The organism is Streptomyces sp. A0642, assembly GCF_004795105.1.
Taxonomy (GTDB): domain Bacteria; phylum Actinomycetota; class Actinomycetes; order Streptomycetales; family Streptomycetaceae; genus Streptomyces.
Genome location: NZ_SSBL01000022.1, coordinates 102578 through 124621, shown reverse-complemented (window position 1 = coordinate 124621; position 22044 = coordinate 102578). Strand labels below are relative to the sequence as shown.

Annotated in this window: 22 protein-coding genes and 1 pseudogene; 21 read left to right on the top strand and 2 right to left on the bottom strand. The window is 71.7% G+C overall.

Annotated elements, in window-relative coordinates; genetic code table 11:
• The first annotated feature begins 63 nt into the window (after positions 1–63).
• Positions 64–2517: a [protein-PII] uridylyltransferase gene (locus tag E6R60_RS28790; RefSeq protein ID WP_136329612.1), complete on the top strand. Its 2454-nt coding sequence runs from the start codon at positions 64–66 to the stop codon at positions 2515–2517.
• Between the two features lie 120 nt (positions 2518–2637).
• The gene (gene ffh / locus E6R60_RS28785; RefSeq protein ID WP_136329611.1) at positions 2638–4200 is read left to right on the top strand and encodes a signal recognition particle protein; all 1563 of its coding nucleotides are present in this window, start codon (positions 2638–2640) and stop codon (positions 4198–4200) included.
• Positions 4201–4288: 88 nt separating this feature from the next.
• Here the strand turns inward: ffh and E6R60_RS28780 are convergent, their stop codons facing one another.
• Positions 4289–5143, bottom strand: a complete 855-nt coding sequence (locus E6R60_RS28780; RefSeq protein ID WP_136329610.1) for a methyltransferase domain-containing protein — start codon at positions 5141–5143, stop codon at positions 4289–4291.
• Positions 5144–5720: 577 nt separating this feature from the next.
• On the opposite strand from E6R60_RS28780, the gene E6R60_RS28775 reads away from it, so the two are divergent.
• From E6R60_RS28775 to E6R60_RS28695, 17 genes are all read left to right on the top strand, one after another.
• Positions 5721–6314, top strand: coding sequence for a hypothetical protein (locus E6R60_RS28775; protein WP_136329609.1), 594 nt, complete (start codon positions 5721–5723; stop codon positions 6312–6314).
• Positions 6315–6471: 157 nt separating this feature from the next.
• Positions 6472–6915, top strand: coding sequence for a 30S ribosomal protein S16 (rpsP, locus tag E6R60_RS28770; RefSeq protein WP_136329608.1), 444 nt, complete (start codon positions 6472–6474; stop codon positions 6913–6915).
• A gap of 2 nt (positions 6916–6917) precedes the next feature.
• Positions 6918–7157, top strand: a complete 240-nt coding sequence (locus E6R60_RS28765; protein ID WP_014153811.1) for an RNA-binding protein — start codon at positions 6918–6920, stop codon at positions 7155–7157.
• Between the two features lie 79 nt (positions 7158–7236).
• Complete coding sequence (gene rimM / locus E6R60_RS28760) at positions 7237–7836, top strand: ribosome maturation factor RimM (protein ID WP_136329607.1); 600 nt, start codon at positions 7237–7239, stop codon at positions 7834–7836.
• On the top strand, positions 7836–8657 hold the full coding sequence (gene trmD, locus E6R60_RS28755; protein ID WP_136329606.1) for a tRNA (guanosine(37)-N1)-methyltransferase TrmD: 822 nt from the start codon (positions 7836–7838) through the stop codon (positions 8655–8657). Before rimM ends, trmD begins: the two co-directional genes overlap by 1 nt.
• A 125-nt stretch (positions 8658–8782) precedes the next feature.
• Positions 8783–9133 (top strand): 50S ribosomal protein L19, encoded by a 351-nt coding sequence (gene rplS, locus E6R60_RS28750; protein ID WP_136329605.1) that lies wholly within the window; start codon positions 8783–8785, stop codon positions 9131–9133.
• 45 nt (positions 9134–9178) lie between these two features.
• The gene (lepB, locus tag E6R60_RS28745) at positions 9179–9949 is read left to right on the top strand and encodes a signal peptidase I (protein WP_136329604.1); all 771 of its coding nucleotides are present in this window, start codon (positions 9179–9181) and stop codon (positions 9947–9949) included.
• Positions 9942–11021 carry a signal peptidase I gene (lepB, locus tag E6R60_RS28740; RefSeq protein WP_136329603.1) on the top strand — a complete coding sequence of 360 codons (1080 nt, stop codon included), beginning with the start codon at positions 9942–9944 and terminating at the stop codon, positions 11019–11021. The genes lepB (E6R60_RS28745) and lepB (E6R60_RS28740) overlap by 8 nt, the downstream gene beginning before the upstream one ends.
• Positions 10918–11817, top strand: coding sequence for a signal peptidase I (gene lepB / locus E6R60_RS28735; protein ID WP_136329622.1), 900 nt, complete (start codon positions 10918–10920; stop codon positions 11815–11817). Before lepB (E6R60_RS28740) ends, lepB (E6R60_RS28735) begins: the two co-directional genes overlap by 104 nt.
• Before the next feature lie 49 nt (positions 11818–11866).
• Positions 11867–12616: a signal peptidase I gene (gene lepB / locus E6R60_RS28730; RefSeq protein ID WP_136329602.1), complete on the top strand. Its 750-nt coding sequence runs from the start codon at positions 11867–11869 to the stop codon at positions 12614–12616.
• A complete protein-coding gene (locus E6R60_RS28725) occupies positions 12606–13094 on the top strand; it encodes an NUDIX hydrolase (protein WP_136329601.1) in 489 nt (162 codons plus the stop codon). Before lepB (E6R60_RS28730) ends, E6R60_RS28725 begins: the two co-directional genes overlap by 11 nt.
• A gap of 64 nt (positions 13095–13158) precedes the next feature.
• On the top strand, positions 13159–13467 hold the full coding sequence (locus E6R60_RS28720) for a DUF2469 domain-containing protein (protein ID WP_003965949.1): 309 nt from the start codon (positions 13159–13161) through the stop codon (positions 13465–13467).
• A gap of 84 nt (positions 13468–13551) precedes the next feature.
• Entirely contained in the window at positions 13552–13911 is a 360-nt protein-coding gene (locus E6R60_RS28715) for a YraN family protein (protein ID WP_136329600.1), read from the top strand.
• Positions 13911–15536, top strand: a complete 1626-nt coding sequence (locus E6R60_RS28710; protein WP_136329599.1) for a YifB family Mg chelatase-like AAA ATPase — start codon at positions 13911–13913, stop codon at positions 15534–15536. Before E6R60_RS28715 ends, E6R60_RS28710 begins: the two co-directional genes overlap by 1 nt.
• 173 nt (positions 15537–15709) lie before the next feature.
• The gene (dprA, locus tag E6R60_RS28705; RefSeq protein WP_240802709.1) at positions 15710–16804 is read left to right on the top strand and encodes a DNA-processing protein DprA; all 1095 of its coding nucleotides are present in this window, start codon (positions 15710–15712) and stop codon (positions 16802–16804) included.
• A gap of 290 nt (positions 16805–17094) precedes the next feature.
• Positions 17095–17931: an RNA polymerase sigma factor WhiG gene (gene whiG / locus E6R60_RS28700; RefSeq protein ID WP_136329597.1), complete on the top strand. Its 837-nt coding sequence runs from the start codon at positions 17095–17097 to the stop codon at positions 17929–17931.
• Between the two features lie 298 nt (positions 17932–18229).
• Entirely contained in the window at positions 18230–18805 is a 576-nt protein-coding gene (locus tag E6R60_RS28695) for a TetR/AcrR family transcriptional regulator (RefSeq protein ID WP_136329621.1), read from the top strand.
• Between the two features lie 38 nt (positions 18806–18843).
• Here E6R60_RS28695 and E6R60_RS37865 read toward each other — a convergent pair.
• Positions 18844–19536: pseudogene (locus E6R60_RS37865) on the bottom strand (M23 family metallopeptidase); the annotation flags it as partial.
• Between the two features lie 502 nt (positions 19537–20038).
• On the opposite strand from E6R60_RS37865, the gene rpsB reads away from it, so the two are divergent.
• Both rpsB and tsf read left to right on the top strand, forming a co-directional pair.
• Positions 20039–20956: a 30S ribosomal protein S2 gene (gene rpsB, locus E6R60_RS28685; protein ID WP_136329596.1), complete on the top strand. Its 918-nt coding sequence runs from the start codon at positions 20039–20041 to the stop codon at positions 20954–20956.
• Positions 20957–21055: 99 nt separating this feature from the next.
• Positions 21056–21892: a translation elongation factor Ts gene (gene tsf / locus E6R60_RS28680; RefSeq protein WP_136329595.1), complete on the top strand. Its 837-nt coding sequence runs from the start codon at positions 21056–21058 to the stop codon at positions 21890–21892.
• Positions 21893–22044 lie beyond the last annotated feature (152 nt).

Sequence of the window (22044 nt, the reverse complement as noted above, 5' to 3'; positions counted from 1 at the left end):
GCACCGGGGAACGCGGCCCGGACGCACTCTGACCGACTGTTCCGCACACGGAAAGGCAGCTGGGTGACGAGCATCGAAGTGACCACCGAATCAGAGGACTCGGGACCCAGCGGCTACGCGGCGGCCCGGCTGCTCCTTCTCCAGGAGAAGGAGCAGTCCGGGCCGCCGCGCCGTGCGGCCCTCGCCACGCTCACCGACACATGGCTGACCGCCCTCTTCGCCGCGGCCGCCGAACACGCCGGCGTCCGGGGCGCCGCCCTCGTCGCCGTGGGCGGCTACGGCCGGGGCGAGCTCTCCCCGCGCAGCGACCTCGACCTCCTGCTCCTGCACGACGGCACCGCCGACGCCGGAGCGGTCGCGGCCCTCGCCGACCGCATCTGGTATCCGGTCTGGGACCTGGGCCTCGCCCTCGACCACTCCGTACGCACCCCCGCCGAGGCCAGGAAGACCGCAGGCGAGGACCTCAAGGTCCAGCTGGGCCTCCTCGACGCCCGGCCCGTCGCCGGAGACCTCGGCCTCGTCGCCTCCCTGCGCACCGCGATCCTCGCCGACTGGCGCAACCAGGCCCCCAAGCGCCTGCCCGCACTCGACGAGCTCTGCCGCGAACGGGCCGAGCGCCAGGGTGAGCTCCAGTTCCTCCTGGAGCCCGACCTCAAGGAGGCCCGGGGCGGGCTGCGTGACGCCACCGCCCTGCGCGCCGTCGCCGCCTCCTGGGTCGCCGACGCCCCCCGCGAGGGCCTCGCCGAGGCCCGCCGCGTCCTCCTCGACGCCCGCGACGCCCTCCACCTCACCACCGGCCGCGCCACCGACCGCCTGGCCCTCCAGGAACAGGACCAGGTCGCCGCCTCCCTCGGCCTCCTGGACGCCGACGCCCTGCTGCGCCAGGTCTACGAGGCCGCCCGCACCGTCTCGTACGCCACCGACGTCACCTGGCGCGAGGTCAACCGGGTACTGCGCGCCCGCTCGGTCCGCCCGAGGCTGCGCGCCATCCTGGGCGGCGGCCGTGCCCCGGTCACCGAGCGCACCCCGCTCGCCGACGGTGTCGTCGAGGCCGACGGCGAGGTCGTCCTCGCCCGCACCGCCCGGCCCGAGCGCGACCCGGTCCTCGTCCTGCGGGCCGCGGCCGCGGCGGCCCAGTCCGAACTCCCGCTCTCCCGCCACGTCGTGCGCCACCTCGCCACCGCCGCCAAGCCGCTGCCGGTGCCCTGGCCCGCCGAGGCCCGGGAGGAACTCGTCACGCTCCTCGGAGCGGGCGAGGCCACCGTCCCCGTCTGGGAGGCCCTGGAAGCCGAGGGGCTCATCACCCGGCTCCTGCCCGACTGGGAACGGGTCCACTGCCGGCCCCAGCGCAACCCCGTCCACACCTGGACCGTCGACCGCCACCTCGTCGAGGCGGCCGTCCGCGCCTCCTCCCTCACCCGCCGCGTCGGACGCCCCGACCTCCTGCTGGTCGCGGCCCTGCTCCACGACATCGGCAAGGGCTGGCCCGGCGACCACTCCGTCGCGGGTGAGGTCATCGCCCGGGACATGGCCGCCCGGATCGGCTTCGACCAGCACGACGTGGGCGTCATCGCCACCCTCGTACGCCACCACCTGCTGCTCATCGAGACCGCCACCCGCCGCGACCTCGACGACCCCGCCACCGTCCGCTCCGTCGCCACGGCCGTGGGAAGCGCCGCCACCCTGGAGCTCCTGCACGCACTCACCGAGGCCGACGCGCTCGCCACGGGGCCCGCCGCCTGGTCCACCTGGCGCGCCTCCCTCGTCACCGACCTCGTCAGACGCGTCGCGTCGGTCCTCGCCGGCGAGGCGCCGGAGGAACCCGCGCCCGAGGCGCCCAGTGCCGAACAGGAGCGCCTGGCGGTCGAGGCCCTGCGCACCGGCGAACCCGTCCTCGCCCTGCACACCCAGCCCGAGCCGCCGCACGAGGACGGCGGTCCCGAGCCCGTCGGCGTCGAACTCCTCATCGCCCTCCCCGACCGGCCCGGCGTCCTGCCCGCCGCCGCCGGGGTCCTCGCCCTGCACCGCCTCACCGTCCGCGCCGCCGACCTGCGGGCCGTGGAGCTGCCCACGGAGCTCGGCGAGAGGGCGGACCTGCTGCTCCTCAGCTGGCGCGTCGCGGCCGAGTACGGGTCCCTGCCCCAGGCGTCCCGGCTGCGCGCCGACCTCGTCCGCGCCCTGGACGGCTCGCTGGACATCCAGGCCCGGCTGGCCGAGCGGGAAGCGGCCTACCCGCGCCGCCGCGGGGTGAAGGCGCCCCCGCCGAGGGTCACCGTCGCGGCGGCCGGCTCACGGCTGGCCACCGTCATCGAGGTGCGCGCCCAGGACGCACCCGGCCTGCTGCACCGGATCGGCCGGGCGCTGGAACAGAGCGCGGTACGGGTGCGCAGCGCGCACGTGTCGACGCTGGGCGCGAACGCGGTGGACACCGTCTACGTCACCGACGAGGACGGCGAGCCGCTGTCCGCGGAGCGGGCCGCGCAGCTGGCAGGGGAGATCGAGAAGGCGCTCGGCTGAGCGGTGAGGCCGCCCTCGCCCGTCACGTAAACCGGGCGAGGGCTTTGCGTTCTCCGGCGTCCGGATACCCTGGGGGACGACCAGCTGACCCGCCCCCGACCCTGAGGACCGACGAGCGCCGTGTTCGATACTCTCTCCGACCGCCTTGCCGCGACTTTCAAGAACCTCCGGGGCAAGGGCCGCTTGTCCGAGGCGGACATCGACGCCACGGCACGCGAGATCCGTATCGCCCTGCTGGAAGCCGACGTCGCGCTGCCCGTCGTCCGGTCCTTCATCGCCAACGTCAAGGAGCGGGCGCGCGGCGTCGAGGTCTCCCAGGCGCTGAACCCCGCCCAGCAGGTCGTCAAGATCGTCAACGAGGAGCTCGTCTCCATCCTCGGCGGCGAGACCCGGCGGCTGCGGTTCGCCAAGACCGCCCCCACCGTGATCATGCTCGCGGGCCTCCAGGGCGCCGGTAAGACGACGCTGGCCGGAAAGCTCGGCGTCTGGCTCAAGGGCCAGGGCCACTCCCCGCTGCTCGTCGCCTGCGACCTCCAGCGCCCCAACGCCGTGAACCAGCTGAGCGTCGTCGCCGACCGCGCCGGTGTCGCGGTGTACGCCCCCGAGCCGGGCAACGGCGTCGGTGACCCGGTCAAGGTCGCCAAGGACTCGATCGAGTTCGCCCGGTCCAAGCAGTACGACATCGTCATCGTCGACACCGCCGGCCGCCTCGGCATCGACCAGGAGCTGATGCGGCAGGCCGCGGACATCCGCGACGCCGTCAGCCCCGACGAGATCCTCTTCGTCGTCGACGCGATGATCGGCCAGGACGCGGTCAACACCGCCGAGGCCTTCCGCGACGGCGTCGGCTTCGACGGCGTGGTGCTCTCCAAGCTCGACGGTGACGCCCGCGGTGGTGCGGCCCTGTCGATCGCCCATGTCACGGGCAAGCAGATCATGTTCGCGTCGAACGGTGAGAAGCTCGAGGACTTCGACGCCTTCCACCCCGACCGTATGGCGTCCCGCATTCTCGACATGGGTGACCTGCTCACCCTGATCGAACAGGCGGAGAAGACCTTCAGCCAGGAAGAGGCCGCTCAAATGGCCTCCAAGCTGGCGTCCAGCAAGGGCGGGAAGGACTTCACGCTCGACGACTTCCTGGCCCAGATGGAACAGGTCCGCAAGATGGGCTCCATCTCCAAGCTGCTCGGGATGCTGCCCGGCATGGGGCAGATCAAGGAGCAGATCAACAACATCGACGAGCGCGACGTCGACCGCACCGCCGCGATCATCAAGTCGATGACCCCGAAGGAGCGCGCCGAGCCCACGATCATCAACGGATCGCGGCGGGCCCGTATCGCCAAGGGTTCCGGTGTCGAGGTCAGCGCCGTGAAGAACCTGGTCGAGCGGTTCTTCGAGGCCCGCAAGATGATGTCGAAGATGGCGCAGGGCGGCGGCATGCCGGGGATGCCCGGGATGCCGGGCATGGGCGGCGGCCCGGGCCGGCAGAAGAAGCAGGTCAAGCAGGCCAAGGGCAAGCGCAAGAGCGGCAACCCGATGAAGCGCAAGGCCGAGGAGCAGGCCGCTGCGGCCCGCCGCGAGCAGGCGGCCCAGGGGGGCGCGCTCGGCCTCCCGGCCGGTCAGGACGGCCGGCCCGCCGAAGATTTCGAGCTGCCGGACGAGTTCAAGAAGTTCATGGGCTGAGCAGCCCGCCGAGTCACGGCCCGAGGGGGCGCCCGCGTCGCAGCGGGCGCCCCCTCGGGCGTTCTCGCGAGACCTCTGCCCAGGAGCCCTACGTGGTGCAGATGAGGTAGCGGAACACGTTGGGCATCCAGACCGTGCCGTCCCGGAGCAGATGGGGATGCAGCGCCTCCGCCACCTCCTTCTCCACCTGGGACCGGTCCGTCGCCCGCACCGCCGCGTCGAAGAGCCGCGTCGACAGCAGGCCCCTCACCGCACTGTCCACGTCCGCGTAGCCGAACGGGCACGCCACCCGCCCCGAGCCGTCCGGCTTCAGCCCGGACCGGAACGCCACGTTCTCCAGGTCGTCCCTCCGCGCTCCGCGTCCGCTCGCGCCCCCCGCCGGCTCCGAGCCCTCCGCCAACCGGGTGGCCACCCGCAGCACGGCATCGGTGGCGCACCGCTCGGGCGGCCCCCAGCCGGTCAGGACGACCGTGCTGCCCCGGGCCGCCGAGGGCACCGCGGCCCCGAGCGTCCGCACCAGCTCGTCCGCGTCGTCCGGGGAGCAGCCGATCGGGGTGAACGCGGTGATCAGGCTGTAGGGCTCGTGGCCGGCCGCCGGCGCCGGAAGGGACTCCAGGAGCCGCGGACCGGCGGAGCCGGGTCCGCCCTCGCCCTCCGGACCGGGCAGCAGCCGCATCCGGGCGAGAGCCAGGCGTTCGAGGTCGGTGTCGACGCCGGTGACGTGCGCCCCCCGGGCCGCCGCGATCAGCAGTGCGAGCCCGGAGCCGCAGCCCAGCGAGAGCATCCGCGTGGCGGGTCCGACCTCGAGCCGCGTGTACACCGCCTCATAGAGCGGAGCGAGCATCCGCTCCTGGATCTCGGCCCAGTCACGGGCGCGGGACCCGGTGTCCACGGACGCGGACGGCTCCGCCTGCGTGTGGTGCCGGACGAGCGTAGGTGTCATGGAATGCGCCCCAATCCGCCGAGATGCCGGTCAAACCGATCGGTGTGCTGATGGACGATCTCCCCGTGGCCGTACGTCCGCGCTTCCCCCGTATGCCAGAGAACTGCGCATCCGCCGCCGCGTCCAGGGGTCTACGGGCAATGGTTGCCCGCGGCGGCGGCCGGCGATGCGCCCGGGGCGGGACGCCCGTGGGACATGGGCGCCCGGAGGTTCTGCTTTCCCGCGCTGCGGTACCAGTTTCACCCGGCGCGCGAGGGTGGGCACGTCGAGCGCTCCCGGCCGGGCCCCGCGGTGCCTGCGGCGCTGCTGGGGAGGGTCCGCGGGGGCGCGCGGACCGCTGGGTAGTGTCGGTGTGCGCGCCCCGCGCCCACCCCCTCGACGGGCGGGCGTACGCGCCGTCTACGCGCCGGGGCGTACACGGCGCTACGTACCACCTTGGTGGGAGCTGTGCGTCTTCTCCGCAGATCAGCGCACCCGCCCTCGTCAGGACGCAGGAACGGCAACTGACTGGTACGTGCAAATTATTTGGGATGGCCCGGAATCGGAACACCGGGGCACTCGCGCTCGTTGTCACGACGTGAGCACGACACCACCTGTACTTGCCGCAGAGCTGGCACAGGCGTGGGCCGACATTCAGCGGTACCACTCCGAGCTGCCCGATCTCGCCGCACCCGAGTCCCTGATCGGAGAGTCCTCGTCCGCCTGTGGCGCCGAACTCTCCTTCGAGCGACTGCTCCATGAGGCAGTCCACGGCATCGCCGCCGCCCGAGGTGTCCGCGACACCTCCCGCGCCGGCCGATACCACAACCGCCGATTCCTCGCGATCGCCGAGGAGTTGGGCCTCGATCACGCCGAGGAGCCCCACCCCAGCAGTGGGTTCTCGCTGGTCACGCTCAACCCCGAGGCCAAGCGCCGGTACCGGCCGACGATGGAACGGCTGCAGCGCGCCCTCAAGGCGCACACCGTGGCCACGGCCGCCGACACCAAGCGCTCCTTCCGCGGGCCCGCGGCCCGGCACGGTTCCTCCGGGGGAGGCGTGCGGGTCAAGGCCGTCTGCGACTGCGGTCGCAACGTGCGCGTCGTCCCGTCGGTCCTCGCCCAGGCCCCGATCGTCTGCGGCGGCTGCGGGAAGCCGTTCCGGATCCCGGAGGCAGTGGTCGCGGTGGGGTGAGGCGATGGGGTGTGGCACAATGGCTAGCTGTACTCGACAGTCGCATAGGACCCCTCTCTCCTCCGGCTGACGCGTCCATCGGGCACCCCAAGTACCGCAACCCCACGTGGCATCTAGTTGTGCCCAACCACGTCAGAGACCAGGAGACACCACTTCCGTGGCAGTCAAGATCAAGCTGAAGCGTCTGGGCAAGATCCGTTCGCCTCACTACCGCATCGTCGTCGCCGACTCCCGTACCCGCCGTGATGGCCGGGCCATCGAGGAGATCGGCCTGTACCACCCGGTACAGAACCCCTCGCGCATCGAGGTCAACGCAGAGCGCGCGCAGTACTGGCTGTCCGTCGGCGCCCAGCCGACCGAGCCGGTTCTCGCGATCCTGAAGCTCACCGGTGACTGGCAGGCGCACAAGGGCCTCCCGGCCCCCGCGCCGCTGCTGCAGCCGGAGCCCAAGCCCGACAAGCGCGCCCTGTTCGAGGCCCTCACCAAGGACGCCGGCGAGGAGTCCAAGGGCGAGGCCATCACGCAGAAGGCGAAGAAGGCCGACAAGAAGGCGGACGAGGCTGCTGACGCTGCCGCGCCCGCCGAGTCGACCGAGGCCTGAGCATGCTCGAGGAGGCTCTCGAGCACCTCGTGAAAGGCATCGTCGACAACCCCGACGACGTGCAGGTCGCCTCGCGTGATCTGCGCCGTGGACGTGTGCTCGAGGTTCGGGTCCATCCCGATGACCTCGGTAAGGTGATCGGCCGCAACGGTCGCACCGCACGCGCGCTGCGTACCGTCGTGGGCGCCATCGGCGGCCGTGGTATCCGCGTCGACCTCGTCGATGTGGATCAGGTTCGCTGACAGAGTTGAACACCGGCACGGGCCGGGGAGGGCCATGCGCCCGCCCCGGCCCGTCGTCGTACGACAGGAGAGACACAAGGTGCAGTTGGTAGTCGCGCGGATCGGTCGCGCCCACGGCATCAAGGGCGAGGTCACCGTCGAGGTGCGCACGGACGAGCCGGAGCTCCGGCTCGGGCCCGGTGCCGTACTGGCCACCGAGCCGGCTTCTACGGGGCCGCTGACGATCGAGACCGGCCGGGTGCACAGCGGCAGGCTGCTGCTGCGCTTCGAGGGCGTACGGGACCGTACGGCCGCCGAGGCGCTGCGCAACACGCTGCTCATCGCCGAGGTCGACCCGTCGGAGCTCCCCGAGGACCCCGAGGAGTTCTACGACCATCAGCTGATGGACCTCGACGTGGTCCTCGCGGACGGCACCGAGATCGGCCGCATCACCGAGATCACGCACCTGCCGTCCCAGGACCTCTTCATCGTGGAGCGTCCCGACGGCACCGAGGTCATGATCCCGTTCGTCGAGGAGATCGTCACCGAGATCGACCTGGAGGAGCAGCGCGCGGTGATCACGCCGCCGCCGGGGCTGATCGACGAGAGCGAGGCGATCGTGGTGTCCTCGCGCGACGAGGACGCGGCGGCCGACGGTTCCGCGGAAGGCCCGGCCGGCTCATCCGGGAAAGACGACTGATGCGCCTCGACGTCGTCACGATCTTCCCCGAGTACCTGGAACCGCTGAACGTCTCGCTGGTCGGCAAGGCCCGCGCCCGCGGGCGCCTCGACGTGCACGTGCACGATCTGCGGGAGTGGACGTACGACCGCCACAACACGGTCGACGACACTCCCTACGGCGGCGGCCCCGGCATGGTCATGAAGACCGAACCGTGGGGCGACGCACTGGATACGACCCTGGCGGACGGATACGAGGCCGGGGCGCACTCCCCGGTGCTCGTGGTGCCCACGCCGAGCGGCCGGCCGTTCACCCAGGAACTCGCCGTCGAGCTGTCCGAGCGGCCCTGGCTGATCTTCACCCCGGCGCGTTACGAGGGCATCGACCGGCGGGTGACGGAGGAGTACGCCACCCGGATGCCGGTCGTCGAGGTGTCCATCGGCGACTACGTGCTGGCCGGCGGCGAAGCCGCGGTGCTGGTGATCACGGAGGCGGTGGCCCGGCTGCTGCCCGGCGTTCTCGGCAACGCCGAGTCGCACCGGGACGACTCCTTCGCCCCGGGCGCGATGGCGAATCTGCTGGAGGGCCCCGTCTACACCAAGCCGCCCGAGTGGCGTGGCCGGGGCATCCCGGACGTGCTGCTCAGCGGCCACCACGGGCGGATCGCGCGCTGGCGCCGGGACGAGGCGTTCCGTCGTACCGCGCTCAACCGCCCCGATCTGATCGAGCGTTGCGAGGCGAGCGCCTTCGACAAGAAGGACCGCGAGATGCTCTCGATCCTCGGCTGGTCACCGGAGCCCGGCGGCCGATTTTGGCGCAGGCCCCCGGCCGTGGAAGAATAGGCCGCTGCTGTACGTCCGCGTGCGCCCCTGCCACAGGGGGAACGACGCCCGTCCGACGCGATCAGCACCCTCATTCATCACTCTCCCGTCGATGACCTGTGGCATCGGCGAAGAAAGCAGACACCATGGCTTCCCTGCTCGATGACGTCAACGCCGCTTCGCTGCGCACCGACGTCCCGGCGTTCCGCCCCGGCGACACCGTCAACGTCCACGTCCGCGTGATCGAGGGCAACCGCTCCCGTATCCAGCAGTTCAAGGGCATTGTCATCCGCCGCCAGGGCGCGGGCATCAGCGAGACCTTCACGGTCCGCAAGGTCTCCTTCCAGGTCGGCGTCGAGCGCACCTTCCCGGTGCACAGCCCGATCTTCGAGAAGATCGAGCTCATCACCCGCGGTGACGTGCGTCGCGCCAAGCTGTACTTCCTCCGTGAGCTGCGCGGCAAGGCCGCGAAGATCAAGGAGAAGCGCGACCGCTGATCTGACTCCCTGGTCCACAGGACGGCCGGATAAGCTCTGGCTCCGATGGACACGGAAGCAGAACCCCTGGAGCGCGACCGCTCCTCCGCACCCGCTACGGGAACGGAGGAGGGGTCGCGCTTCTCGCGTATCCCGAGCCGTTTCGCCGCCTCCACGTCCTGGCGGCGGACCCTTGCGCTCGGCGCCGTCTGCGCGGTCGGCGTATTGCTCTTCAGCAGCTTCGTGGTGCAGCCCTTCCTGATTCCCAGCGGCTCGATGGAGTCCACGCTGCGGGTGGGGGACCGGGTGCTCGTCAACAAATTGGCGTACCGTTTCGGCTCCGCGCCCCGGCGCGGCGACGTGGTGGTCTTCGACGGGACCGGCTCCTTCGTCCAGGAGACGCCGCCGGAGAACCCCGTGACCGGACTGTTGCACGGCGCGGCGGCCTCTCTGGGGCTCGCGGAGCCCGCCGAGACCGACTTCGTGAAGCGGGTGGTGGGTGTGGGGGGCGACCGGGTGGTCTGCTGCGACAAGCGCGGGAGGGTCGAGGTGAACGGCCGGCCGGTGGACGAGGAGTACCTGTTCGCGGGGGACCCGCCGTCCCGGGCACCCTTCGACATCGTCGTGCCCGACGGCACGCTCTGGATGATGGGCGACCACCGGAGCAATTCCCGCGACTCCCGCGATCACCTCGGCGAACCGGGCGGCGGCATGGTGCCCGTCGACAGGGTGATCGGCCGGGCCGACTGGCTCGGCTGGCCGCTGGGCCGGCTGGGGTCCGTTCCGGACACCTCGGCCTTCGACGGCGTACCCGCTCCCGGTCCGGCGCATGGGTAACCGCGGGCGGAACCGCGGCGCGGCGGACCCGGAGATCCCGCTGCCCACCGGCACCCGGCCGACGGCCCCGCGTTCACTGCCCACCCGCGCCGAGCGGCGCAAGCTGGCGCGCAAGGTGAAGCGGAAGCGGCGCAGGTCGGCGGTCAAGGAGATCCCCCTTCTCATCACCGTGGCGCTGCTGATCGCGCTGGTGCTCAAGACCTTTCTGGTGCAGGCCTTCGTGATCCCGTCGGGGTCGATGGAGCAGACCATCCGGATCGGGGACCGGGTGCTCGTGGACAAGCTGACGCCCTGGTTCGGGTCCAGGCCGGAGCGCGGCGACGTCGTGGTGTTCAAGAACCCCTCGGACTGGCCGCCGCCGAACCCGGTGGAGGAGTCCGAGGAGTCACCCGTCGTCATCAAGCAGATGAAGGAGGCGCTGACCTTCATCGGGCTGCTGCCCTCCGCCGACGAGCAGGACCTGATCAAGCGGGTGGTCGCCGTCGGCGGCGACACGGTGAAGTGCTGCGAGCAGGACGGCAGGCTCACGGTGAACGGTGTGGCGGTCGACGAGCCCTACATCCATCCCGGCGATTCGCCCTCCACGATCAAATTCGAGGTAAAGGTTCCACCCGGAAGAATCTTCGTGATGGGGGACCATCGCTCCAATTCGGCCGATTCGCGATTCCACCTGGACAAGACGGGGCACGGCACGGTTTCCGAAGACGCGGTAGTGGGACGGGCCGTGGTGATCGCCTGGCCCCTCGGACACTGGCGCGAGCTGGAGGAACGTTCGGCGTTCTCCTCGGTCCCGGACGCGCGTGCCGGGGCGGCTGCCGGAGCCCGGCAGTCGAATAGTGTGTCCCAGGATCCCAACGGATTGACCCGTCTCCCGACCCCTGCGGAACTCCCGCTCGTTATGGGAGTGGTGGGCCTGCACCGGCTAGGGCGCAGGCGGTGGCACGGAATAAGGAGTGGATGTGGGGGATTTGGCGGTCGGCGCGCGATCCGGACACGACGAACCCGAGGACCGGCCGGACAATCCGGGCCATGCCGAGCCCGCCGGGACGGCAGCGGACCCGGCGGAGGGTGAAGGCGGCTCCCAGGGCAGTGGCAGCACGGCGCGGAAGAAGCCCCGCTCCTTCTGGAAGGAACTGCCCCTCCTCATCGGCATCGCGCTCATTCTGGCGCTGCTGATCAAGACGTTCCTGGTGCAGGCGTTCTCGATCCCTTCGGACTCGATGCAGAACACGCTGCAGCGGGGCGACCGGGTGCTGGTCGACAAGCTGACGCCATGGTTCGGCTCCGAGCCGGAGCGGGGCGAAGTGGTGGTCTTCCACGACCCGGGGGGCTGGCTGGAGGACACCGCGGCGCCCGACCCGAACATGGTGCAGAAGTTCCTGAGCTTCATCGGCCTGATGCCGTCGGCCGAGGAGAAGGACCTGATCAAGCGCGTGATCGCGATCGGCGGTGACACGGTCGAGTGCAAGAAGAACGGCCCTGTCACGGTCAACGGCAAGGCGCTGGACGACAAGTCGTTCATCTTCGAGGGCAACACGCCCTGCAACGACGAGCCGTTCGGTCCGATCAAGATCCCCAAGGGCCGTATCTGGGTGATGGGCGACCACCGCCAGAACTCCCTCGACTCGCGCTACCACCAGGAACTGCCGGGCGGCGGCACCGTCTCGACCGACGAGGTCGTCGGCCGGGCCATCGTCGTGGCGTGGCCGGTCAACCGGTGGGCGACGCTGCCGGTGCCGAAGACCTTCGACCAGCCGGGGATCAACGCCGCGGCGGGGCTGGCGCCGGGAGCACTCGGTGTAGCCGGGGCGCTGCCCCTCGTGTTCTGGCGGCGGCGGAGGCTGACCGGCGGGCGTACCGCCGGGTAGGGTGCCGACTCGGATCAGCGATTGTCGATCTCCGATGGGGGACGCTGCGATGAGTGCAACAGGACGTACGGGAGACGGCCACGGCCGGCTCGGCAGCAAGCTGTCGGGGCTGGCCGTGGCCGTCGGCTGTGTGCTCTTCCTCGGCGGCTTCGCCTGGGCGGCCGTGGTGTACCGGCCGTACACGGTGCCGACCGAGTCGATGACCCCGACGGTGAACGCCGGCGACCGGGTCCTCGCCCAGCGGGTGGACGGCAGCGAGGTGCGCCGGGGCGATGTGGTGGTCTTCACCGACAAGGCCTGGGGTGACATGCCGATGGTGAAGCGCGTCGTGGGGATCGGCGGCGACAAGATCGCCTGCTGCGAGAAGGGCGGCCGGCTCACGGTCAACGGCATACCCGTCGACGAATCGTATCTTCCGGCCGGTGACCCCGCCTCGGCGAACGACTTCACGGCCGAGGTCCCGAAGGGCAAGCTCTTCCTCCTGGGTGACGACCGCAGGTCCTCGCTGGACTCCCGGGTCCACCTGGAGGAGGGCGGCCAGGGCTCCGTGCCCCGCAGCGCCGTCCAGGCCCGGGTGGACGCCGTCGCCTGGCCGCTGGGCGGCATGATCGGACGGCCCCGGACCTTTGCCGCGCTGCCCGGCGGGGTGTCCTCCGAGGGACCGCTGAAGCTTCAGCTCTGGGCCATGGCCGGCGGGGTGGCGCTCATCCTGGGCGGTGCGGTGTACGGGCCCCTCGCGGGACGGTCCGCCCGCTCGAAGCGGAACAAGCCGGAGAGGGCGACCGCGGGTGCCCGCTGAGAGGCGCAAGGTCGCCCGCCTGGTGCTCCTCGATCCGGAGGACCGCATTCTGCTGATGCACGGGTTCGAACCGGAGGACCCGGCGAGCACCTGGTGGTTCACCCCCGGCGGCGGCCTCGAGGGCGACGAGACGCGCGAGCAGGCCGCCCTGCGCGAGCTGGCCGAGGAGACCGGGATCACGGACGTCGAGCTGGGCCCGCTGCTCTGGCAGCGGATGTGCTCCTTCCCGTTCGACGGGCGGCGCTGGGAGCAGGACGAGTGGTACTTCCTGGCCCGGACGACGCAGACCGCGACGGACACCAGCGGGCAGACCGGGCTGGAACGCCGCAGTGTCACGGGGCTGAGGTGGTGGACCTCCGCCGAACTGTCGGCGGCGCGTGAGACGGTGTACCCGACCAGACTCGCCGAGCTGCTGCGCACGCTGCTCGACGAGGGTCCTCCGGGTACGCCGCTGGTGCTGACCCCCGAAATCGCCTGAGCGACCGGGGACGCAGGGCCCTGGCGCACAATGGGGGAACGCACGGCTGAAGGGGAACATGCCAATGAGCGCCGAGGACCTCGAGAAGTACGAGACCGAGATGGAGCTGAAGCTCTACCGGGAGTACCGCGATGTCGTCGGTCTGTTCAAATATGTGATCGAGACCGAACGGCGCTTCTACCTCACCAACGACTACGAGATGCAGGTGCACTCGGTCCAGGGCGAGGTGTTTTTCGAGGTGTCCATGGCGGATGCCTGGGTCTGGGACATGTACCGGCCCGCACGTTTCGTCAAGCAGGTACGGGTCCTGACGTTCAAGGACGTCAACATCGAGGAGCTCAACAAGAGCGATCTCGAGCTTCCGGGTGGCTGAGTTGTCCACAACGGTGAAGTTGTCCACCAAGATCCACTAGCCCGGGGCGGACGCGTCACAGTCGGTGCCGGAGGTGGTGCCGATATGAACGCACGGGGGGCACTCGGGCGGTACGGCGAGGACCTGGCGGCACGGTTGCTGACCGATGCCGGCATGTCCGTACTGGAACGGAACTGGCGCTGTGGCGCCGGTGAGATCGACATCGTCGCGAAGGACGGTGACGCGCTCGTCATCTGCGAGGTGAAGACCCGCAGGGCGGGGGCCTTCGAGCACCCGATGGCCGCGGTCACCCCGGTCAAGGCGGACCGTCTGCGGCGGCTGGCCGAGCTCTGGGTGGCCGGGCACGGCGGTCCGCCGCCCGGCGGGGTGCGGATCGACCTGGTCGGCGTGGTCCTGCCCCGGCGCGGCGCGCCCGTGGCGGAGCACGCCCGGGGGGTGGCCTGATGGCGTTCGCCCGGGCCTGCTCGGTGGCCCTCGTCGGCGTCGAGGGTGTGGTGGTCGAGGTCCAGGCGGACCTGGAGGCCGGAGTCGCGGCATTCACCCTGGTCGGACTGCCGGACAAGAGCCTGGTGGAGAGCCGGGACCGGGTCAGGGCCGCCGTGGTCAACTCCGGTGCGGAGTGGCCGCAGAAGAAACTCACGGTGGGACTGTCACCGGCCTCGGTGCCCAAGGGCGGATCGGGCTTCGACCTGGCCGTCGCCTGCGCCGTGCTCGGCGCCGCGGAGCGGATCGATCCCGCCTCCATCGCCGATGTCGTGATGATCGGGGAGCTGGGGCTGGACGGCAGGGTCCGGCCGGTGCGCGGCATCCTGCCCGCCGTCCTGGCCGCGGCGGAGGCCGGATACCGGCAGGTGGTCGTCCCCGAGCAGACCGCCGGCGAGGCCGCGCTGGTCCCCGGGGTCTCCGTGCTCGGGGTCCGCAGCCTGCGGCAGCTGATCGCCGTGCTCTGCGACGAGCCGGTGCCCGAGGAGCCGGAGGCCCATGACCAGGGGCGTCCCGACACCATGCTGGCCGGGCTGATGGTGCCCGGCGCCGGTATGGGCACCGGGATCGCCAGGGGCTCCGCGCAGGGCGAGGGCGGCCGGCCGGATCTGGCCGACGTCGCGGGTCAGGAACGGCCGCGCATGGCTCTGGAGGTCGCAGCGGCGGGCGGCCACCACCTCTTGCTGTGGGGACCGCCGGGCGCGGGCAAGACCATGCTGGCCGAACGGCTGCCCGCCATTCTGCCGCCCCTGACCAGGCAGGAAGCCCTGGAAGTCACCGCGGTCCACTCGGTGGCGGGCATCCTGCCACCGGGCGAACCGCTGGTCTCCCGCCCGCCCTACTGCGCGCCGCACCACTCGGCGACCATGCAGTCGCTCATCGGCGGGGGCAACGGACTGCCGCGCCCCGGAGCGGTCTCGCTCGCACATCGCGGGATTCTCTTTCTGGACGAAGCGCCGGAGTTCTCGGTACGGGCGCTGGACGCGCTGCGTCAGCCGCTGGAGTCGGGGTGTGTCGTGGTGGCGCGCAGCGCCGGAGTGGTGCGGCTTCCGGCCCGCTTCCTGATGATGCTCGCCGCCAATCCGTGCCCGTGCGGCCGGCACACCCTGAGCGGGGCGGGCTGTGAATGCCCGCCCTCGGCGGTCCGGCGGTACCAGGCCAGGCTCTCGGGGCCGCTGCTGGACCGGGTGGACCTGCGGGTGACCGTCGACCCCGTCAGACGCGAGGACCTCATGGGCCGGGGCGGGCCGGGCGAGTCGACGGACGTGGTCGCCGGCCGGGTTATCAGGGCCCGGGAGCGGGCGGCGGAGCGGCTGGCGGGCACTCCGTGGGCCACGAACAGCGAGGTGCCGGGACATGAGCTGAGGACCAGGCTGGCCGCGGCCCCGGGTGCCCTGATGGCGGCCGAGCGGGACATGGAGCGCGGTCTGCTCACGGCGCGCGGCCTCGACCGGGTGCTGCGGGTGGCGTGGACGGTCGCGGATCTGCGCGGAGCCGGCCGCCCGGACGCCTCGGACATCGAGGTGGCCCTGGAGCTGCGCACCGGGATTCCGCGCGGAGCCCGGATGGGCGCGGCGGCGTCATGACCGGCCGGGGGCGGGAGGAGTGTGCGGCCGCCGGCGGACCGGGCGCGACGGCCGGACCGCGAGGGCCCGCGGCCGACGACCGGAGGCCCGGCCGCACGGGCGCCCGCGGTGGCGCGAGCGACCGGGAGCGGCTGGCCCGGGCGGCGCTGACCCGGGTCCTGGAGCCGGGGGACATGCGAGGCGGGCGCTGGCTGCGGGAATGCGGTGGCGCGGAGCTGATGCGGCGGATCACCACGGCGGACGGCTCGGCCGAGCGGCTGAGCGGGATGACCGCGAGGCGGCTCGCCGCCTACCGGCTGCGGGCCAGGACCGTCGAGCCCGAGCGGGACCTTGCGGCGGTCGCCGCGGCGGGCGGGCGATTCGTCTGCCCCGGCGACCGGGAGTGGCCGAGCCAGCTCGACGACCTGGGCGACGCGAGACCGACGGGACTCTGGGTGCGGGGCACGCCCGATCTGCGGCTCTGGGCGCTGCGCTCGGTCGCCGTGGTGGGGGCCCGGGCCTGCACACCGTACGGGGCCCACATGGCGACGACGCTCGGCGCGGGCCTGGCGGAGCGGGGGTGGGTGGTCGTCTCGGGGGCGGCCTTCGGCGTCGACGGGGCGGCTCACCGGGGTGCCCTGGCCGTCGGCGGGGCGACGATGGCGGTCCTGGCCTGCGGGGTGGACGTCGCCTACCCCCGCGGCCACGCCGAACTGATCGGACGCATCGCGGGACAAGGGCTCGTCCTCGGTGAACTGCCACCGGCCGACCACCCCACCCGCAGCCGGTTCATCCTCAGGAACCGGGTGATCGCCGCATTGACGCGAGGCACGGTCGTCGTCGAGGCCGAGTACCGCAGCGGCTCACTGGTCACCGCCCGGTGCGCGCAACGGCTCGGCCGCCACACCATGGGGGTGCCGGGCCCCGCCACCAGCGGTCTGTCGGCGGGCGTCCACGAACTCCTGAGAGGCGAAGGGGTGCTGGTGACGGATGCCGCCGAAGTCGCGGAGATGGTGGGCGACATCGGAGATCTGGCCCCGCCGAGACGTGGTCCGATGCTGCCGCGCGATCACCTGGACCCCGTCTGCGCCAGGGTGCTTGACGCCCTGCCGGCCCACGGCTCCGTCAACGGACGGGAGGTGGCGTGTGCGGCGGCGACGAGCGAGGACGAGGCACTCGGCAAGCTGTACGAACTGCACTCACTGGGGTTCGTCGAACGCGAAGGCGACGGATGGAGGTTGACGAAGCGGCCGACATGCAATGACGACGCGCGGCGAGGCGGTTCTTGACCTGGGGCATACGGGTGAAAAGGTGATGCCGATGACCCCGGTGGATCCTTCGGCGACGCCTCCGGGGCCGGCGCGCGACGCGACGGCCTCGGGCACCTGTCGTGTCCTCGCTCAGCTGCGCGGTCGTATCCGCCACCCTGTCCTGCTCCAGGTCCGTGCGCCGGGAAGCGCCCAGCCCCGAACCCCCGTCCTGCGCGGACCGCGACGCCTCAGTCACGCTACGCTCACAAGGATTCCGGCCCAGACACACGTCCCCCAGCACTTCACGGCAGAACGGCTCAAGGCACCACATGCCCCAGCACACCTCCGGGTCTGACCGCGCGGCAGCGCCACCGGCTGCGCGTGGCACTGTGCGCCCGCCCGCCCCCTCCTCGCTCGACGAGCTGTGGCGCTCGTACAAGACCACGGGCGACGGGCGGCTGCGGGAACAGCTGATCCTGCACTACTCGCCTCTGGTGAAGTACGTCGCCGGCCGGGTGAGTGTGGGTCTGCCGTCCAACGTCGAGCAGGCGGACTTCGTCTCCTCGGGGGTCTTCGGACTGATCGACGCGATCGAGAAGTTCGACATCGAGCGCGCGATCAAGTTCGAGACGTACGCGATCACCCGCATCCGGGGCGCGATGATCGACGAACTGCGGGCGCTGGACTGGATCCCCCGCTCCGTGCGCCAGAAGGCGCGGGCGGTCGAGCGCGCCTACGCCACCCTGGAGGCGCAACTGCGGCGTACGCCCTCGGAAGCGGAGGTCGCCGCCGAGATGGGCATCGCGCTGGAGGAACTGCACGCGGTTTTCAGCCAGTTGTCGCTCGCCAACGTGGTCGCGCTGGAGGAGCTGCTCCATGTGGGCGGTGAGGGCGGCGACCGGCTGAGCCTGATGGACACGCTGGAGGACACCGCCGCCGACAACCCGGTGGAGGTGGCCGAGGACCGTGAGCTCAGACGGCTGCTCGCCCGCGCGATCAACACCCTCCCGGACCGTGAGAAGACGGTCGTCACGCTCTACTACTACGAGGGACTGACCCTCGCCGAGATCGGCAACGTCCTCGGGGTCACCGAGAGCCGCGTCAGCCAGATCCACACCAAGTCCGTGCTGCAACTGCGTGCGAAGCTGGCCGACGCCGGACGCTGAGCAGCCCGGACCGACCGCCCGGACGGACCGGATCGGCCCACGACGGGCAGGGCCTGGAGCCGGGCAGCCCCGGAGCGACCGCCCGGACGGCCCGGGTGGGCCCACGAGGGGCAGGGCCTGGAGCCGGGCAGCCCCGGAGCGACCGCCCGGACGGCCCGGGCCGGCCCACGACGGGCAGGGCCTGGAGCCGGGCAGCCGCCGGCGGCGGGCGCTCCGGCCGACGGGTCTACCCGCCCGCCCTCCTCGTGAACACCGGCCGCCGTAGAGTGGTCGTGTGCCCAGGATTCGAGCGGCCTCCGTGGCCGAGCACCGGACCATGCAGCGCGGCGCCCTCCTGGACGCAGCGCGCTCCCTGCTGTCCGAGGGAGGGACGGAGGCGCTGACCTTCCCCGCCCTCGCCGAACGCACAGGTCTCGCACGGTCCTCCGTCTACGAGTACTTCCGTTCCCGCGCCGCCGTCGTCGAGGAACTCTGCGCGGTCGACTTCCCCGTGTGGGCGGCCGAGGTCGAGAGCGCCATGCAGCGGGCGGGGACGCCCGAGGAGAAGGTCGAGGCGTACGTCCGGCGGCAGCTCGATCTCGTCGGGGACCGGCGTCACCGGGCCGTCGTCGCGATCTCCGCCAGCGAGCTGGACGCGGGCGCGCGCGAGAAGATCCGGGCGGCGCACGGCGGTCTGATCGCCATGATCGTGGAGGCCCTCGGAGACCTCGGACACGAGCAGCCGCGGCTCGCGGCCATGCTGCTCCAGGGCTCCGTGGACGCGGCGGTCCGGCGTATCGAGCTGAGCGTGGCGGAGGAGCCCGGAGTGATCGCGGACACCGCCGTCGCCATGATCCTGAACGGCGTCCGGGGCATCGGCGGCGACCAGGGCTGACGCCCTGCGCGCGACGCGGCCCCGGTCGACGAGGGGGCGGGTACGGGCACGCCCGACACCGGCAGCAGCCGCGAAGGGCCGCGCCGCAGCAGGGACGGCGGCAGCAGCGACAGCGGGTCCACATAGGCTTCCGCGCGCCGCAGGCCCCAGTGCAGACACCCGGACGGGCAGTGGGACGGCCCGCCCGACAACACCGCCACCACCTGACCCGCCGCGACCTCGTCGCCCTTCTCGACCAGCGGGCGCACCGGTTCGTAGGTGGTCCGCAGCGGCGGATCGCCCGTCCCCGCCAGCTCGATGACCACCACTCCGCGCCCCGCGACTCCGCCCGCGAAGGACACCCGGCCCGCCGCGGCCGCGAGGACCCGCGCGCCGGGAGGGGCGCCGAGGTCGACGCCGCGGTGCCCCCGCCCGTACGCGGTGGCGGGCGGCTCCCACCCGCGCAGAACCGGTGGGCGCCCCTCCAACGGCCAGACCCGGCCCCCCGCCGGATCATCCACAGCGCCCGGATCAACCACGGCCCCCGGATCACCCACAGCCTCCGGATGATGCGCGGCCCCCACTGCACCCACAGCCCCTGGATGATTCGCAGCCCCCACTGCGTCCGCGGCCCCCGGATCACCCGCAGCCCCCACTGCAACGGCCACGTTCGGCGGGGGCCATGGTGCCGCCGGCGCGTACAGCCCGCCGCCCCCCACCGCGAGCAGCACCATGAGGAGGAGCAGCGCCATCGGCAGCAGCCCCGACGCGGCCGCCGCACCTCGGCGGCCCCGCCGCGCCGTCACGCCGGTCCCGGTCCCGTCGGTCCCCGCACCTTGGCGGGCCCCCCGCGCCGTCCCGCCGGTCCCTGTTCCGTCGGCCGCCGCGCCTCGGCGGCTGCCGGCACGGCGTCGCCGGCCAGCGAAACCACGGCCTCTCCGGCTCCCGGAACCACAGCCCCGTTCAGATGTGAGTCGCATGCCGTCAGCGTCCCCCGGGGCCCCGTTCCGGGGGGATCATGGACCGGATCTGTGGACTACCGGCCGGTTGTGGACAGCGCCGTCACCCGGCACCCGGCCGGTCCCGTACACTTTCTCTGGCGATCCGGGTCACCGGGTCGACTTCGCACGCCCCGCCACCTCCCTCTTCGGGGGTGGCCGCGCTCCTCGGTCCTTCGTGGCACGGCGCGTCGGGGCGTCAGGCGCGACAGCAAACCTGCGGTCGCGATAACCGAGCACCTCAAGGAGTACGGCCATGGCCGTCGTCACGATGCGGGAGCTGCTGGAAAGCGGCGTCCACTTCGGTCACCAGACCCGTCGCTGGAACCCGAAGATGAAGCGCTTCATCTTCACCGAGCGCAACGGCATTTACATCATCGACCTGCTCCAGTCGCTGTCGTACATCGACCGCGCCTACGAGTTCGTCAAGGAGACCGTCGCCCACGGCGGCTCCATCATGTTCGTGGGTACGAAGAAGCAGGCCCAGGAGGCCATCGCCGAGCAGGCGACGCGCGTCGGCATGCCGTACGTCAACCAGCGTTGGCTCGGTGGCATGCTCACCAACTTCTCCACCGTCTACAAGCGCCTTCAGCGTCTGAAGGAGCTCGAGCTCATCGACTTCGAGGACGTGGCCGCCTCCGGCCTCACCAAGAAGGAGCTCCTGGTCCTCTCCCGCGAGAAGGCCAAGCTGGAGAAGACCCTCGGTGGTATCCGCGAGATGCAGAAGGTGCCGAGCGCCGTCTGGATCGTCGACACCAAGAAGGAGCACATCGCCGTCGGTGAGGCGCGCAAGCTCCACATCCCGGTCGTCGCGATCCTGGACACCAACTGCGACCCCGACGAGGTCGACTACAAGATTCCGGGCAACGACGACGCGATCCGCTCCGTCACCCTGCTCACCCGCGTGATCGCCGACGCCGTCGCCGAGGGCCTCATCGCCCGCTCCGGTGCCGCGACCGGCGACTCGAAGCCGGGCGAGAAGGCCGCCGGCGAGCCGCTCGCCGAGTGGGAGCGCGACCTGCTCGAGGGCGACAAGAAGGCCGACGCCGAGGTCCAGACCTCCGCCGAGACCGAGAAGGTCGCGGACGCGGAGGCCGCCGAGGCCCCCGCCGCCGAGGCTGCCGCCGAGACCCCCGAGGCCGAGGCTCCGGCCGCGGACGCCGAGCAGGCCTGACACCCGTCACGGCTGAAGACGGCGGGGGCCGGTGCCACAGGCACCGCCCCCGCCGTTCACCCGTAGATCTTTCAGACTTCGAGAGAGAAATACAGACTCATGGCGAACTACACCGCCGCTGACGTCAAGAAGCTCCGTGAGCTCACCGGCGCCGGCATGATGGACTGCAAGAAGGCGCTCGACGAGGCCGACGGCAACGTCGACGGAGCCGTCGAGGCGCTCCGTATCAAGGGCCAGAAGGGCGTCGCCAAGCGCGAGGGCCGTTCTGCCGAGAACGGCGCCGTCGTCTCCGTCGTCTCCGACGACAAGACGTCGGGCGTCCTGCTCGAGCTGAAGTGCGAGACGGACTTCGTCGCCAAGGGCGACAAGTTCCAGGCCGTCGCCAACACGCTCGCGCAGCACGTCGCCGCGACGTCCCCGGCCGACATCGAGGCGCTCCTCGCCTCCGAGATCGAGCCCGGCAAGACCGTCCAGGCGTACGTGGACGAGGCCAACGCCAACCTCGGCGAGAAGATCGTCCTGGACCGCTTCGCGCAGTTCGACGGCGCCTACGTCTCGGTCTACATGCACCGCACCATGCCCGACCTGCCCCCGCAGATCGGTGTTCTGGTCGAGCTGGACAAGGCCGACGCCGAGCTGGCGAAGGGCATTGCCCAGCACATCGCCGCCTTCGCGCCGAAGTACCTGTCCCGCGAGGACGTCCCGGCCGAGGTCGTCGAGGCCGAGCGTCGTGTCGCCGAGGAGACCACGCGCGCCGAGGGCAAGCCCGAGGCCGCGCTCCCGAAGATCGTCGAGGGTCGCGTCAACGGCTTCTTCAAGGAGGCCACCCTCCTCGGCCAGCCGTACGCGCTGGACAACAAGAAGTCCGTCCAGAAGGTCCTGGACGAGGCCGGTGTCACCCTGAAGCGCTTCACGCGCATCAAGGTCGGCATCTGAGTCCGTCCGCGAAAAACGGTGGACCCCGATAGGGTCTGGTGCAGTCGACGGCCGCACACCGCCGTACGACCGCAGATCTGACGAGGAGGCCATTGCCGCTGAGGGACATCGGACCCACCGGCAATGGCCTTCTTCGTATGTGCACGAGGAGA